The sequence below is a fragment of the Cohaesibacter sp. CAU 1516 genome, from assembly GCF_005771485.1.
Classification (GTDB): domain Bacteria; phylum Pseudomonadota; class Alphaproteobacteria; order Rhizobiales; family Cohaesibacteraceae; genus Cohaesibacter; species Cohaesibacter intestini.
Genome location: NZ_VANT01000005.1, coordinates 282,093 through 297,567, shown reverse-complemented (window position 1 = coordinate 297,567; position 15,475 = coordinate 282,093). Strand labels below are relative to the sequence as shown.

Annotated in this window: 13 protein-coding genes; 6 read left to right on the top strand and 7 right to left on the bottom strand. The window is 56.5% G+C overall.

All coding sequences use genetic code 11. From position 1 onward, the window contains the following. The first annotated feature begins 28 nt into the window (after positions 1-28). A complete protein-coding gene (locus FDK21_RS14570; protein ID WP_114010041.1) occupies positions 29-1,033 on the top strand; it encodes a glucokinase in 1,005 nt (334 codons plus the stop codon). Positions 1,034-1,261: 228 nt separating this feature from the next. After that, entirely contained in the window at positions 1,262-1,951 is a 690-nt protein-coding gene (pgl, locus tag FDK21_RS14565; RefSeq protein ID WP_171022101.1) for a 6-phosphogluconolactonase, read from the top strand. A 91-nt stretch (positions 1,952-2,042) separates the two neighbouring features. On the opposite strand, the gene FDK21_RS14560 is transcribed toward pgl, so the two are convergent. Next, positions 2,043-2,276: a hypothetical protein gene (locus FDK21_RS14560; RefSeq protein WP_138149374.1), complete on the bottom strand. Its 234-nt coding sequence runs from the start codon at positions 2,274-2,276 to the stop codon at positions 2,043-2,045. A gap of 136 nt (positions 2,277-2,412) precedes the next feature. Here FDK21_RS14560 and FDK21_RS14555 point away from each other — a divergent pair, with 136 nt between their 5' ends. Together FDK21_RS14555 and FDK21_RS14550 are read left to right on the top strand one after the other, a co-directional pair. Beyond that, on the top strand, positions 2,413-3,984 hold the full coding sequence (locus FDK21_RS14555) for a Re/Si-specific NAD(P)(+) transhydrogenase subunit alpha (RefSeq protein ID WP_138149372.1): 1,572 nt from the start codon (positions 2,413-2,415) through the stop codon (positions 3,982-3,984). Positions 3,985-3,997: 13 nt separating this feature from the next. After that, positions 3,998-5,431, top strand: coding sequence for an NAD(P)(+) transhydrogenase (Re/Si-specific) subunit beta (locus tag FDK21_RS14550; RefSeq protein WP_114010045.1), 1,434 nt, complete (start codon positions 3,998-4,000; stop codon positions 5,429-5,431). An 85-nt stretch (positions 5,432-5,516) separates the two neighbouring features. Here FDK21_RS14550 and FDK21_RS14545 read toward each other — a convergent pair whose 3' ends face one another. Continuing rightward, complete coding sequence (locus FDK21_RS14545) at positions 5,517-6,416, bottom strand: LysR family transcriptional regulator (protein ID WP_138149370.1); 900 nt, start codon at positions 6,414-6,416, stop codon at positions 5,517-5,519. Between the two features lie 146 nt (positions 6,417-6,562). On the opposite strand from FDK21_RS14545, the gene FDK21_RS14540 reads away from it, so the two are divergent. Next, a complete protein-coding gene (locus tag FDK21_RS14540) occupies positions 6,563-7,417 on the top strand; it encodes an NAD(P)H-binding protein (RefSeq protein ID WP_138149368.1) in 855 nt (284 codons plus the stop codon). A gap of 348 nt (positions 7,418-7,765) precedes the next feature. On the opposite strand, the gene nagA is transcribed toward FDK21_RS14540, so the two are convergent. The 4 genes from nagA to FDK21_RS14520 form a co-directional block, all read right to left on the bottom strand. Next, entirely contained in the window at positions 7,766-8,926 is a 1,161-nt protein-coding gene (gene nagA, locus FDK21_RS14535) for an N-acetylglucosamine-6-phosphate deacetylase (RefSeq protein WP_138149366.1), read from the bottom strand. 105 nt (positions 8,927-9,031) lie between these two features. After that, positions 9,032-9,853: a GntR family transcriptional regulator gene (locus FDK21_RS14530; protein WP_114010048.1), complete on the bottom strand. Its 822-nt coding sequence runs from the start codon at positions 9,851-9,853 to the stop codon at positions 9,032-9,034. Positions 9,854-9,856: 3 nt separating this feature from the next. After that, on the bottom strand, positions 9,857-10,753 hold the full coding sequence (locus FDK21_RS14525) for a BadF/BadG/BcrA/BcrD ATPase family protein (RefSeq protein ID WP_138149364.1): 897 nt from the start codon (positions 10,751-10,753) through the stop codon (positions 9,857-9,859). 294 nt (positions 10,754-11,047) lie between these two features. Continuing rightward, entirely contained in the window at positions 11,048-12,460 is a 1,413-nt protein-coding gene (locus tag FDK21_RS14520; protein ID WP_138149362.1) for a VWA domain-containing protein, read from the bottom strand. Between the two features lie 478 nt (positions 12,461-12,938). On the opposite strand from FDK21_RS14520, the gene guaD reads away from it, so the two are divergent. Next, positions 12,939-14,246 carry a guanine deaminase gene (gene guaD / locus FDK21_RS14515; RefSeq protein ID WP_138149360.1) on the top strand — a complete coding sequence of 436 codons (1,308 nt, stop codon included), beginning with the start codon at positions 12,939-12,941 and terminating at the stop codon, positions 14,244-14,246. On the opposite strand, the gene FDK21_RS14510 is transcribed toward guaD, so the two are convergent. Further along, positions 14,243-15,472: an FAD-dependent oxidoreductase gene (locus FDK21_RS14510; protein WP_138149358.1), complete on the bottom strand. Its 1,230-nt coding sequence runs from the start codon at positions 15,470-15,472 to the stop codon at positions 14,243-14,245. The two genes, guaD and FDK21_RS14510, sit on opposite strands and share 4 nt — an antisense overlap. Positions 15,473-15,475 lie beyond the last annotated feature (3 nt).

The window sequence follows — 15,475 nt, the reverse complement described above, 5'->3', positions numbered from 1 at the left end:
ATCAAAAACTGACAGGTGAGGAAAATCGATGCTTTGGGATCTGGTGGCCGATGTCGGCGGAACGAACATGCGACTTGCAGCAGCCAGCGATGGGCAGATTGTTCGTCAGGCGACCTATGAGACCACCGGAGCAATGCACTTGACCGACGCGATCCGCAGCTTTGTCGGGGAGATCGGATCTGCACCGCGCTATGTCGAAGTAGCCGCTGCTGGTGTCATCGTCGATGGCTATGTCACACTGACCAACGCCAAACAGGGCTTTTCCACCGCCGATCTGATCGGCGCAGCTGGCGCTCAGAAGGCACGAATCCTCAACGATTTTGAAGCCGCTGCCTGGTCTCTCGTCACCGCCGATCCCAACGATCTGAGCTTGGTGCAGGGCGCACTGCCAGCCCCCTTGGAAACGCCGCCGGCCCCGACCCCGCCCCGCCTGATTATCGGTCCGGGCACCGGGCTGGGTGTCGGCACGCTGGCTTGGGCGGGTAACCAGCCAGAAGTGTTGCAAGGCGAAGGCGGTCACGTCCGCATCGCGCCACGCAATCTCAGCGAGGTCGCCATTTTCGCCAAGCTAGCCGAGTTGTGGCCAGCCACCCGCATGGGAGATGCGGACAGTCTGGCTCTTGAAGCCGAGGCGATCATTTCCGGCACCGGTATTCCCTATTTGATGCGAGCACTCGAAGCGCTGGATGGCCGCGATCCAAGCAATATGTCAGCTCGCGACGTTTTTCAGGCAGCTGAACAACATGTGGACACCTTGGCAGAGCGTGCGGTTGATATGTTCTGCCATCATCTGGGGGCCGTGGCTGGCGACCTAGCGCTCTATATTTCCGCCTATGGCGGGGTCTTTTTGACCGGTGGAGTGTTGCTCAAAAATGCTTGGCTGTTTGGGCGCCCCGCCTTTATCGAGGGATTCAATCAGGGCGGACGTCACACGCGTTTCCGGGTCAATATCCCGATCTATCTGTATCGAAACGACAATTTCGGCTTGCAGGGCGCGATCAATGCCATGACCTACGACCCGGAACTGCAGTGATTGTTTGCAACAAAAGGTCCACTCGCTTCTTCGGGCTGGGTGCTTCAATCTAACACCAAAGTTCAATCATAAAACTGCAACATCCACTCCCTATCTCTCCGAATGGCCGCCTCAAGCACGATTCGGATCGATGCCGGGCGCGGTGGGCGCGTGGCAAAGCACTGTGATCATCCACTGTGCCCATCCACTGTGCCCATCCACTGTCAAAGCTCAATGCTGGAGACCAATGTGACTGAAACCAGAGTATATCCGGATCGCGGCAGCATGGACGCAGGTCTTGCCGAGCAGGTCGCTTCAGAGCTGACCAACGCCATCAAGAAACGCGGTCGTGCAACGCTGGCAGTGCCCGGTGGCGAAACACCGCGCGCCTTCTATCAGCAGCTCAGCGAAATGGATATTGAATGGGCTTGCGTCACTGTGATCCTGACCGACGAGCATTATGCGCTCAAGGTTCCCGACAAAAGCAATGCCGCGATGATCCGGGAGCTGCTGGTCAAGGGGGCTGCGGCCGAAGCGCGCTTTCTGTCCTATCTCGATATCGAGGTTGCGGATGAAAGCGAGCGATTGACTGCCATTCTTGCCGAGCTGGAAGAGGTGTTGCCGATTGACGTCTGCATTCTGGGCGTCGGCGTCGACAGTCACGTAGCCTCGCTCTACGCGACTGCTGATAAAATCGAAGAGGCACTCGGGCTCTGGGCGCCAAACATCATGTTGATGGATGTACCGCAATTGCCCGAACAACGGCTGACCCTCACCGCCCCGGTTCTGGAACGGGCCCGCAAGGCCCACATTCTGCTTTATGGCGATGCCAAGAAACAGGTTCTGCGTGAAGCACAAAAACTTGGTCCGGTCGAGGAGGCTCCCGTGCGCGTAATTCTCAATCGGGCACGGGCCACAACAGTCCATTATGCCGATTGATGGAGCGGCTCCGCGACCGCGCTCTGTTTTTTGAATTCAACTGTCCAATTGATTCGAACGCAGCCGATCTGGGGTCGGATTCTTTGATTTATCAAGGTTGTTTCTTGAATCTGGCCAGATCAGAACAGGGGTTGATCATGAAAACCGGAATATTGTTCAATCCGCTTCTTAATGAGAGCAAATGAATGCTCTTTGTCGATGCGGTGAAATCAGAAAACACCTGCCCATGCGTCACCGATAGATATTTTCCACCGGTCACGTAAAAGCCCTGATGCATTTTGCCGCTGGCGGCGGAACTTTTCACAAATAACGGAAAGTTGCGCACTTTCTTGTGCCCGAAAGTGCCTTTGATCCACAGTCAAGGCTTGGCAATCACCCGTTTGTTTGCACTATAGTGGCCATCCTAGATACTCGCCGAAAGTAGGGGGAGTGTTAAATCGTGATAATGAAGGGAGTCTGTCGTGAAGATAGGTACACCTAGAGAGCTGTTTGAGGGAGAGGCGCGTGTCGCAATGACACCATCCTCGGCCAAGCTGCTCCAGAAGTTGGGATATGACTGCGTCCTGGAAGCCGGAGCGGGGGCATTGGCCGGTTTTTCAGATCAGGCTTACGTAGAAGCCGGCGTAGAGATCGTGGCCGATGCTCAGGCACTTTGGCAGACTGCCGACATTGTCGCTAAGGTTCGTCAGCCCGAACCCGCGGAACTGAAATATCTCCTCAAGGGCAAAACCCTGATTTCCTTCTTCAACCCGGCGGGCAATGAAGAAGGCATGGAAGCTGCCAAGACTGCAGAAGCCAACGTAATCGCCATGGAAATGGTGCCGCGCATTTCGCGCGCCCAGAAAATGGACGCTCTCTCATCGATGGCGAACATTGCCGGTTACCGTGCCGTGATCGAGGCTGGCAACAACTTTGGCCGCTTCTTCACCGGTCAGATCACCGCCGCAGGCAAGGTTCCGCCTGCCAAGGTGCTGATCGTTGGCGCTGGTGTGGCCGGTCTGGCCGCGATTGGTACGTCTGTCGCGCTTGGCGCTGTGACCTACGCATTCGACGTGCGCCCGGAAGTGGCCGAGCAGGTTGAATCCATGGGCGCAGAGTTCGTCTATCTCGATTTCGAGGAAGAACAGCAGGATGGCTCTTCGACCGGCGGTTACGCATCCGTTCAGTCCGAAGAATTCCGCAATGCGCAGCTCGCGAAATTCCGCGAGATTGCTTCGGACATGGACATTGTCATCACCACGGCGTTGATCCCGAACCGTCCGGCACCAAAGCTTTGGCTCGAAGACATGGTTGCGGCCATGAAGCCCGGCTCGGTGATCATCGATTTGGCTGCGGAACGCGGTGGTAACGTCGAAGGCACCGTCAAGGACGAAAAAGTCGTCACCGACAATGGCGTCACCATCGTTGGCTATACCGACTTCCCATCCCGCATGGCTGCTCAGTCTTCCGAGCTTTACGCTTCCAACATCCGCCATATGATGACCGATCTGACCCCGGAAAAAGACGGTCAGGTGGTTCACAATATGGAAGATGATGTCATCCGTGGCGCGACCGTCACCTTTGAAGGCGACATCACCTTCCCACCTCCACCGCCGAAAATCGCGGCGATTGCGGCTCAGCCGAAAAAAGAGGTTAAGGAACTGACGCCGGAGGAAAAACGCGCAGCTGAAATCGAAGCCTTCAAGCAGCAGACCAAGAGCCAGATCAAGCTTCTGGCCGGTGGTGGACTGTTGATGCTGTTCATCGGTGCCTTTGCGCCAGCCAGCTTCATGCAGCACTTCATCGTCTTTGTGTTGGCCTGCTTCGTTGGCTTCCAGGTGATCTGGAATGTCTCGCACTCGCTGCATACCCCGCTGATGGCCATCACCAACGCCATTTCATCGATCATCATCCTCGGTGCTCTGATGCAGATCGGGTCTGGTTCGTCGCTGGTGATTGTGTTGGCCGCCCTGTCGATCTTCATGGCAGGCATCAACATCTTCGGCGGCTTCCTCGTCACCCGGCGTATGCTCGCCATGTTCCAGAAATCATAAGGAGGCCGGGACTATGGAAATCGGATTCACGACAGCGGCCTATGTGGTTGCGGCTGTTCTCTTCATCCTGTCTCTGGGCGGCCTGTCCAATCAGGAAAACGCAAAACGCGCCGTTTATTACGGCATGGTCGGCATGGGACTGGCCGTGCTGGCTACCATCATCGGACCGGGCTCGGGCCTGTGGCCACTCTCCATCCTGCTCATTCTGGGCGGCGGTGTGATCGGCTACTTCATCGCCCAGCGCGTCCAGATGACCGAAATGCCGCAGCTGGTTGCTGCCATGCATTCGCTGGTTGGTCTTGCTGCTGTCTTTATTGGCCTCAACGCAGATCTGGAACTGAACCATGTGCTCAGCCTTGATGGCGAAGCCCGCAAGGCGCTCGAAGGTTTTGCCGCCGTTCTGGCCCACAAGACCGTTGCAGAACAGTCCGTTCTAAAGGTTGAGGTCTTCCTCGGTATCTTCATCGGTGCGGTCACCTTCACCGGGTCTGTTGTTGCCTTTGGCAAACTGGCTGGCAGAATTGACGGCAAGCCAAAACAATGGCCGGGTGGTCATGCGCTCAATGCTGTCATGGCGATTGCGTCGCTGGTCATCGGCATCATGTATGTCTCTGGCGCTGGCATCTGGACCATGATCGCGGTTGCGATCCTTGCCGGTCTCATTGGTTGGCACCTGATCATGGGCATCGGCGGCGCCGATATGCCCGTCGTGGTCTCCATGCTCAACTCCTATTCCGGTTGGGCGGCAGCAGCCATCGGCTTTACGCTGGGCAACGATCTGTTGATCGTCGTTGGTGCTCTGGTGGGCTCCTCGGGTGCGATCCTGTCCTACATCATGTGTAAAGCGATGAACCGTCAATTTGTGTCGGTGATCTTGGGCGGCTTTGGCGGCTCCGGTGGTCCGGTTCAGGAAGTGTCTGGTGAAATGATCGCCATCGATGCCGATGGTGTGGTCTCTGCACTGGATGAAGCTGACAGCGTCATCATCGTACCGGGCTATGGTCTGGCTGTGGCGCAGGCTCAGCAGAGCGTGGCAGAATTGACCCGTCGCCTGCGGGCCAAGGGCAAGGAAGTTCGCTTCGCAATCCATCCGGTTGCCGGTCGTCTGCCGGGCCACATGAACGTGTTGTTGGCCGAAGCCAAAGTGCCATATGACATCGTGCTTGAAATGGACGAGATCAACGAAGACTTCCCGGAAACGGATGTTGTCATCGTGATTGGCTCCAACGACATCGTCAACCCGGCCGCTCAGGATGATCCAAACTCTCCGATCGCTGGCATGCCGGTTCTCGAGGTATGGAAAGCCAAGCAGGTCTTTGTTTCCAAGCGTGGTCAGGGTACCGGCTATTCCGGCATCGAAAACCCACTCTTCTACAAAGAGAATACCCGCATGTTCTATGGCGATGCCAAGGCGTCTTTGAACACCTTGCTCCAGTCCATCGACTGAGCATCAAAGCAAGCTGATAAAAAATGCCGGGCCCTTCGCCCGGCATTTTTCGTTTGGTCTTGTCTGTCGAGGATTTCGGAGACCTCTAGCGGTCAAACAGACGAAAACCAAGCAGATGATCAATCAGGGCACGGATGCGCAGCGGCAGCTGTTTGCGCGAGGGATAAACCAGCGAGAACAGCATCTGCGGTCCGGTCAGATCCGGCATCAGACGCACCAGCCTGCCGCTGGCGATTTCGCTGCGCACTGTCGAGGGAAACAGTTGGGCAATCCCCATCCCGGCCTCGCACATCTTGATCATCATCAGGGGCGAGTTGCAGGATTCATAATGCTGTGCCTCGATGGTCACCAGATTGTCACCGCGATAGAGGCGAAAGATCCCACCCGGAGTGATCTTGGCAAGCGAGATCCAATGGTGTTCGGCCAATGAGGCAAAATCCGTGGGGGTGCCATGCTCGGCAACATAGTCAGCACTGGCGAACAAGGCAAACCGGTCCTCATACAGCACGCGCCCAATCAGGCTGTCGTCGCGCGGCAGTCCAACCCGCAAGCCCACATCAATGCCTTCGGCTATAAGATCCAGCCGTTCGTCGCTGAGGATCACATCCAGTTCCACTTCAGGGTAGGAGCGGCGAAAGGCTGTCAGGGCAGGCAGCAATTGCGACACACCCACATCATGGGTGGTGGTGATTGAAACCCGCCCCTTTGGGCTTTCCTGTGTCGCGATCTCTCGGGTCTCTTCCAGCACCCGCGACAGGGCTCTCGCCTTATCATGGATCTGCCGTCCTTCCTCTGTCAGAGACAGTTTTCGGGTGGAGCGCTGCAACAGCCGCACGCCGAGATCCTCCTCCAACTGGCTGATCTGTTCTGACACTCGGGATCGGCTGGATGCCAATTGCCGCGCCGCAGCGGCAAAGCTGCCCGTATCCACCACCGTCGAAAAGACCGCCAGCGCCTTCAAATGCTGAATTCCGATTGTACTCATTTTCCGAACTTCAAATTCTAAATATAGCCACTAGTGATAACAAAGCACAGAGATCATATTACAGTCAACGCAAACAGAAGATGCTGGCCAGAATGCGTCAGGACGACGATCGCCCCGCACTGAGTCAGCCCGAAAAGGAGAAAGTCATGATTGCTGTAACCGGTGTCTCTGGCCATTTGGGCCGCCTTGTTGTCGAAGCCCTGCTTGCGAAAGCCAATGCTGCCAACATCATCGCCTTGGTGCGGAACCCGGACTCTGTGGCCGATTTGGCAGCGCGTGGCGTTACCGTTCGCAAGGCTGACTATGACGACCCGCAAAGCTATATCGATGCGCTCGATGGGGTCGACAAACTGCTTTTGGTTTCCTCCAGCGCTGTCGGCCAACGGGCTGCCCAGCACAAGAATGTGATTGATGCTGCCAAGACCAATGGGGTGAAGCTCGTTGCCTATACCTCGATCCTGCGGGCCGACACATCACCGATTATGCTCGCCGCCGAGCATAAGGAAACCGAGGCCATGCTCGCCGCATCCGGTCTGCATCATGTCATCCTGCGCAACGGCTGGTACAGTGAAAATTACACCGAAAATCTCGCCCCGGTTCTGGAGCATAAAGCGGTCATTGGCCATGCCGGTGAGGGGCGTGTTGCTGCTGCCTCCCGCGCTGATTATGCCGCTGCTGCGGCGGCGGTTCTTCTGAGTGATGACGACCAGTCCGGCAAGATCTATGAACTGGCGGGCGACACCGATTTCTCCTTGGCAGACTATGCCGCAAAAGTGGCCAAGGCCGCGGGCAAAGAGATCAACTATGTCGACATGCCTCAGCAAGCCTATGCCGAAGCGTTGACTGGCGCAGGGGTCCCTGAAGGCTTTGCCAATGTGCTGGCCGATGCCGATGCGGCCTTGCGGGCCGGTTGGTTGAGCGATGACAGCAAAACCCTGTCCACTCTCATCCAGCGGCCCACCACGCCCATTGACGATAGCATCAAGGCTGCCTTGGCCTAAGTCTCTTCTCAAACAAGAACACCTGCATCCATTGCGGCCCGAGGAAACCATCTCTTCGGGCCGTTGGCTTTTGAATCTGAATCAGAGCATAAATTTCGCCAATTGAATCAATGTCTCAGGGCCTTCAAGTGGCCCGAATCCATCTCTCAAGGACGCATCCCAAGAGGCTGAAATGACTCAGCAATCTGCCCGTTGTTAAAGTGCTTCAGCAAAGCGAATTGCGTGCTTCCAGTCGTTCAACTTGAATCAAATCCTCAAGGCGCAGTGACGCGAAATGCCCCGTTGCTCGAAGGTGTTGAATCAAAGTCTGAGCGCAATGAAGAGGGGACGCAACAGGACCGAGCGGCTCTAGTGCGCCCGGTGATAGCCATTGATCCAGCTGTGTTTGACCACCCAGTTTTCAGGGTCGAAGGCGACAAGATCCGCCGCAAAGCCGGGGGCAATGATGCCATGAGTCATGTCCATGCGGATGAACTGGGCCGGATAGAGCGACGCCATTCTGAGGGCTTCCGACAGGGGCTGGTCGAGCAGCTCCACTGCATTGCGGACAGCACCGATCATCGTCAGATGCGCGCCTGCCATCGTTCCATCGGCAAAGATGCAAACCCCGTTCCGCACCCGAATTCCTCGCCCCTGAAAGTCGAACTTTTCGCCATCCCAGCCGACGCTCGCCATGGCGCCACTGGTTAGAAAAACCTTACCCTTGGCTTTCGCTTTGATGGCCATTCGCATGGCTGCGGGATGGACATGGAAGCCATCGGCCAACAGGCCACACCATAGCTCCTGATCATCCAGAGCGGCTCCTACCAAGCCGGGTGCCGCGGCTCCGATGGGAGGCATATGGGCAAACAGTTTGGTGACACCGCGCAGGCCCGCGCGAATGGCTTGCAAGGCCTCCTGATGCGTGGCCGCACTGGATCCTGCACAAACCAGTACACCGGCTTCGGTCAATGCCTTCAGGCTGTCGAGCCCGGCGCGCTCCGGCGCTAGGGTCACCAGCCGAATGCCGAGATCAGGATGGGACATTAGATCGATCAGCGCTGCATCCAGTCGTCTCAGGTGGGTGGTGTGATGAGGCGCTCCAATGGAAGGAGACAGGCAGGGGCCATCAAAATGGATGCCCTTGATCGCGGCAAGCGCACTATTCTCACCCCAATATTTGTGTGCCCTTCGAATGCAGGATGAGACATGGGCCATCACTTCCCATTCGTCGCTCAAAAGAGTGGGTAGCAAACTGGTTGTGCCAAACTGTCGATGGGTCTCGGCAATCGCCTCAAGCTCGGCCAGACCCATATCCGCTCCAACCATTTGGCCACCACCGCCAAAGACATGAACATCGATGAAGCCCGGTGCCAGCACCAGCCCGGTCAGGTCATGCACCTCATAGCCGCCGGGGGAAACGCTGCGTTCCATGATATCGCCAATCAGACCGCCATCCAGTGTCACCGCCTTGCCAGCATGAAATTGAGTGCCGTCAAACAGGCGGGCATGCTGGAGGAGCTGTTTCATCGGATCGGGTCCATCTTGGCAGCGCGCAGATTGGTGCAGCGAGTCACTGGGTGGCGCCAACAATAGCCCTTTTGGTGGAAGGGGCCAATAGGGCCGCTCCCGCTCTCAGCTTTTGAGCTCAGTCACATGCTCGAACTGGTCTGCGCGATAATAGGTGCGGACAAATTCGATCGGCCGTTCACAAGACTTGCCATCAGTGCCCTGCGGGAGCGTTTCTGACTGATTTGACCCTCCACCCAATCGCTCGGAGGGCAGGAAGGACCGCTTCTCCATATAGAGACAGGGAGAGCCTGTCGCCACCTCCAGTAAATGGGCATGGGAAACATCGAGCATCCGGGCTGACAGCCGCTGAATGGCCCGCGTTGGCCGCCGGTTACAGGCTTCAAGCCAGGCATACAGCGATAGGGTCACAAGCGATGGATCTGGCAGAATGCTGGCAGGCAGCACTGCATGTTCAAGGCACATCGGCACACCGTCAGCCTTGCGCAGACGATAGATGCGTGCAACCGGCGTTTCAGGCATCAACTCAAGAGCTTCGCATTCAGTCGGTGTTGGCAAGCCAACAGAACGGTCGAGCCACTTTGTTTCGGTCTCCACGCCGCGACTAAGCATGTCCTCCGTGAAGCTGGTCAACCGATTGAGCGGTGCATCAATGCGAGAGGCGACAAAGGTGCCTGCGCCATGGCGTTGCACCAACACACCCTTTTCCACCAGTGCGCGAACCGCATTGCGCACGGTCGCGCGCGACACTCCAAGAGAATTGGCGAATTCACGTTCTGCAGGCAGGGCGTCATTGACGTCGACAAGACCGGTTTGAATGGAATCCTCAATGCCTTTCTGAACCCGCAGATAAAGCGGCGTCGCACTATAGCCGTGAAGGTCTGATCGGGTGCGCACATGGTCGATCAGGCGTGCTAGATCACCCATGACTCAATGCTCCATTGTTGGGGGCGGTAGGCGACCACCTGCAAGCAGGATCGCCCCATCTTGCGCGTCATGCTTGCCATCCACCAGCAGGGCATTGACATCGGCTTCAAGCCACGGTTCGATTTTCTCGGCAAAGCTGCCCATGAGTGTGATGTCATTGATGCCACGCCACGCTAACGCGCGCATAATTGCACTCGCTTCCGAACCGCACTGGCTCATAAGCTTGACAGCGACCGGATCATCCCGGTCGGCATATTCGACCACCAGCTTGGCGAATTCGCCATAATGAGCAGGTGTCGCTGAGGCGGTCCAAAGCACCATTTCTTCCTGACTGTCGCTGAATCGAAACATGATCTGATCGGTCATCGGGCTTACTTCGTAAATGCCGTCGAGTGCCGCGATCGCATAGCGCAAAGCGCTGAGACCCACCTGGGCTGCGCTCGCCAGATCCGACAAGGTAAAACCCCAGCCTCCGACATTAACCGAATGGCCAGAGACCAGCCCGTAGCCACAGCTGCCCGTGCCAATGATCATGATGCCCCCGTCGCGTGCACCCTGATGGGCACCTAGACAGGCTACATGGGCATCACTTGAGATCTGGATGGCTCCAAAAGGATGTTCCCATTCCAGAAAGGCTTCCTTGTCTGCCAGAATGTGTAACCCGGCCAATCCGATCCCGGCGCTGGTTTTTTTCAAGGCAGCTTCCGGCAAGCCGGCCGCTTTGATCGCTTCACGCGCAATCCGGTCTACCTGCATTTGTGACTGCACGACGCCGAGCCGGGTATTGGCGGGACCGCCAGCCGCCTCACCAAGCAAAGTGCCATCCTTGGACCGTAGGCGTCCCCGGCTGCCGGTGCCTCCACCATCGATCCCCAAATAATAGTCGAATGCATCTGTCATCGCCGGATCTCTCTCAAGGTTCTGGCCGTGACCTTATCAAGGCCAACAACAGGAAAGAGCCTGCATCGCAGCAGACTCAACTTGCCCTTAGTAGAAAACCAATCGAAACCAATTTCAATGCATCTTCTGGATATAGTGGGAATTACGGACAATTATTGCGCAAATATTTTGATTTATATCAAATTTGGTATGTAAGTGGTCCGTAATTTTTGTAAATGCTAATGTATGAAGCTTCCCCTTTTGCAAAAACAAGGGCAGACCATGTCTGCCCTTGTTCTTCATGGCGCGTGTGCATCAGTTCTTCTCGATCTTGACCCAATCCACTTCAACAAGGCCTTCGCCGTTTTTGGGAACATAGCCACTCGTCCCATGGCCGAACAGGAAGGAGAAAGCGTCGCCGGGCAGTTTCAGGCTGGTCAGTTTTTGCAACTCAACCCAGTTGGTGTTCGGTGCCTTGTCGCCAGCGCCTTCGGCCTCTTCCAGTTTAACTGCCGAAATATAATTGCGGCCCTGTTTGGTCAGGCGGAGCAGCGCAGAACCGGTCGACGCGGCCATCTTATCGGTGCGGGCGGTGACGTTGTTGTCGTCAAATTGCGCGATCTTGCTCACAAAGTGCGTGTTGGCGCCTTTGGCCAGTTTGTCCGCGCGTGCATTGAGCAGGGTCAAGGCATAATTGTAAGGATGCATTTGCAGGCTGGTCAGCATGGAATTGTCCTGATCCTTGGTCAGGCCCATCCGCAGCCACTCCTTGTGGGTCTGGGCGGTGAACAAGACGCGCATCGTCATCGTCCAATCACCCTTGGGGATTTTCTTATCCAGCCGGAAGATATTTTGCGTTGTCTTGTAGCTGCTGGTGTCATTGCCAGTATCGCCAAACAGGACAGTCAGTTTGCCATCTTCGACGATGTAGCTTTCAGCATTTTCCTTGTCTATGGTCCAATGAGTACCGAGCGCATCACCATCGAAATTGTCTTCAAAATAGACACCATCACTGGCCATCATGGGTTCGATCTTGGCTTGTGCCACCTTGATCGGTTTGGTCTCGACCACTTCGCGGACCTTCTCGAATGCCTTGACCAGACCGTCATTGTCCTTGGCATCGAAATATTGGCCATTGCCGTTGTCGGCAATGCATTGAATGCCGGAGCGCTGGTCATTGTTGAGATCAAAACCGACCACATGAATGCTGGTGGCAATGCCTGCCTTGTTGAGCGACGCTGCAGCGGCACATGGGTCGCCATCACAGCTTTCCAGACCATCGGAAACCAGAACAACCGTGTTGTCCTCCTCCAGATTGGGTTGCAGCCAGTTTCCGATTTCCATCAGCGTATTGGCGATGGGGGTTTGACCGTTCGGTTTGATGACAGCAAGGGAATCCTGGATCGTTTCATTGTTGACCGAGCCAACGCTGGAAACCAGTTCCATATCATCACAATCATTGAGCTTGTGATTGAAGCGATGGCCATAGGCAACAAGGCCCATCTTGGTTTCCTGCGGCATTTTCTTGACCAGATCAACCAACGCCTGTTTGGCAATGTCGATCTTCGGTGTGCCGTCAACCTGACCCCACATGGAGTTGGAGCTATCGATGACAAACAGGACATTTTTCTGCAGTGCCTGCGCCGCACCGGCCTGCAACGACAGGGCGGTGATGGCGGTGGCGGCAAGAAGGGTGAGACGAGAGATGGTCTGAGATTGGATGGTCATTGTGAGCCTCTTTGTTTTGACTGGGTGGGTGCGAGCATGGCGTTATGCTTGTTGGTCGCAGCCCACCGAAAAAGGTTCAAAATAAAATCATGTTTATTCTGTCTTCATGGTCGAGCGGCTAAAAAAGAGGCTTGGCCGCTGGCTTGCGGTGAACCCCTCTACCGCAAGGTCTCAAGTGTAGCACGAGAAGTGCGTCAGAATGTCGCAGGCAAGGCGTGACAAAGAATTTGGTCTTCACAATTTTGTGAGGGCCTGATCGCACTGCTTGATTGTTCGGCTCTGGTTGAAGCAGCTTAGCCTGAAAAAGCGCAATCGCCCCTTTCCCTGCTCCGGTCCTTTCGGCATACTGCGCGACGGTCTGCCTCAAGCCTTCGCATCGAACCCCATGCGGCAGGCCCGGGTGAAGCAATCGCCAATCGGGCAGAAATCTGACCATAAGCAAGCTAGCCGACGACTCACATCAACGACGGGACACACCATGTCGCAAAAAATCCTGCGCGGAAGGATCCTGACTTTCCATGCCGAACCGCAAACCCCTCACGATGAGAGCGCCCATCTTTATATCGAAGATGGTGCCTTGCTGATCGAGGCAGGCAGGATTGTTGCTTGTGACAGCTATGCTGCGGTGCGCCCGTTGGCCCGCGCGGAGGCCGAGGTGATCGATCACCGTCCTCATCTCCTGATGCCCGGCTTCATCGACACGCATCTGCATTTCCCGCAGGTGCAGGTGATTGCCAGTTGGGGCGCGCAGTTGCTTGACTGGCTGGAAAACTACACCTTCCCGGCGGAAGCGCGCTATGTCGACCCCGACCATGCCGCACTGATGGCTGGCCACTTTTTCGATCAGATGATTGCCAACGGAACCACCACCAGCGTTGCCTATTGCACCTCGCACAAAAGCTCGGCCGAGGCCTATTTCACTGAGGCCGCCCGGCGCAACATGCGGGTGATTGGCGGCAAGGTGCTGATGGATCGCAACGCGCCCGACGCCGTCTGCGACACGCCGCAAAGCGGCTATGATGACACCAAGGCACTGATCGCTCAGTGGCACGGCAAGGGCAGGGCGCTTTATGCCATCACCCCGCGCTTTGCCATCACCTCGACGCCGGAGCAACTCGAAGCCACGTCAGCTCTGGTGAAGGAACATCCCGATTGCTACATCCAGACCCATCTCGATGAAAACCACGCTGAAATCGAGTTGACAACCCAGCTCTATCCCGACGCACCGGACTATCTAGGCATTTATGAGCATTATGGTCTGCTCGGCCCCAAAATGCTGCTCGGCCATTGCATTCACATGCAGCCGCGCGAGATCGACGTGATGATCGAAACCCAGTCGCGGCCTGTATTCTGCCCGACGTCCAACCTGTTTCTAGGCTCCGGTCTGTTCGATTATGAGGGCCTGAGAGCACGCGGTGCGACCTGCGCCGTGGCAACCGACATTGGAGGGGGGACATCCTACTCGATGCTGCAAACCCTCAATGAAGGCTACAAGGTGCTGGCGCTAAGGGGCCAGAAGCTCCACCCCTACCGCGCCTTTTACTGGATGACCCTGGGCAACGCGGTGGCCTTGGGGCTTGAAGACAGGATCGGCACGTTAGTGGCAGGCTCAGAAGCCGATATCACGGTCCTTGATGCCCGTTCCACCCCGGCCATGGCCCTGCGTATGGAGACCTGCCAAAGCCTCGCCGAAGAGCTCTTCATCCTGCAAATCATGGCCGACGACCGTGCAATCGCCCAGACCTATATTGCGGGTGAGGCACAGAAGAAGCAGAGCGCCGTCTAGCGCTTCATCAGTTGTTTAAGGTCTGCGGTCGGGTCGGCGACAATGGCCGGGTCCGCGCTTTTGCCCGCATCGATCAGTCGTTTGCCGACCATATAGGCGCGCGGATCATTCATCGCATCAAGGGCAATCAACTGGTCGCCGCGATAGTACCAGAAGGATTTCACCGCTCCCCCGTCGCGGGTGACGATCTTGTCATAGCCCGCATTCAACCCGGCAATCTGCAATTTGACATCATATTGGTCGGACCAGAACCATGGCTTCGCAACATAGTCTTTCAGGGGGGGGCCTTTAAGGCTCTGAAGCATGTTTTCCGCGACAGTCTTTGCCTGATCGATAGCATTGCCGACACTTTCCAGCCGAATGCGATTGCCTTGATAAGGGAAAGACGCACAGTCGCCAGCAGCCCAGATATGTGGGTCGGAGGTCTGGGCGTGAACATCCACTGCGATGCCATTGTCCAGCGTCAGTCCGGCCATGTCAGCCAATACCGTGTTGGGCCGTATGCCGATGCCGCAAATGACGAAGTCTGCTTCCAGCATCGTGCCATCATCGAGCAACGCTCCACTGACACGTTCATTGCCGACAAAATGCGCCAGCTTGCTGCCTTCGAGCAACTTGACCCCATGGCGCTCATGCAAACTGCGGAAATAGTCCGAGGTTTCCTTTGCAGCGACCCGTTGCAGAATCCGGTCTGCCGCTTCCACCAGCGTCACGTCGAGACCACGCTTGGCGCATACCGCTGCCGCCTCAAGGCCGATATAGCCTCCGCCGACAATCAGAACCCGTCGCCCGGCGACAATCTCCGGCTCCAGCCCATCAATATCGGCAAGACCTCGCACCACATGCACCCCGGGCAATTGGCCGCCAAGTGCTTCGGGCATGCGGATAGGGTCGGACCCGGTGGTCAGTGCCAGATGATCATAGGCAAGCTGGTCGTCCCCGACCGTGATGATGCGGGACTGGGCGTCGATTCCGGATACCGGCACTCCACAACGCACCGCGATATTGAAATCATCATAGAAATTCTGTGGTCGCAGGGTCAGGCCCTCAAGGCTCATGTCGCCCAACAGATAGGCCTTGGACAGAGGAGGGCGTTGATAAGGCAGGTAAGGCTCTGCCCCGATCAGGGTCACCCGCCCGGCAAAACCCAGCTCACGCAGGCGCTGCACCAGAGTGGCCCCAGCCTGTCCCGCACCGACAACGATGACGGTTTTTTCTTCAAACATGCC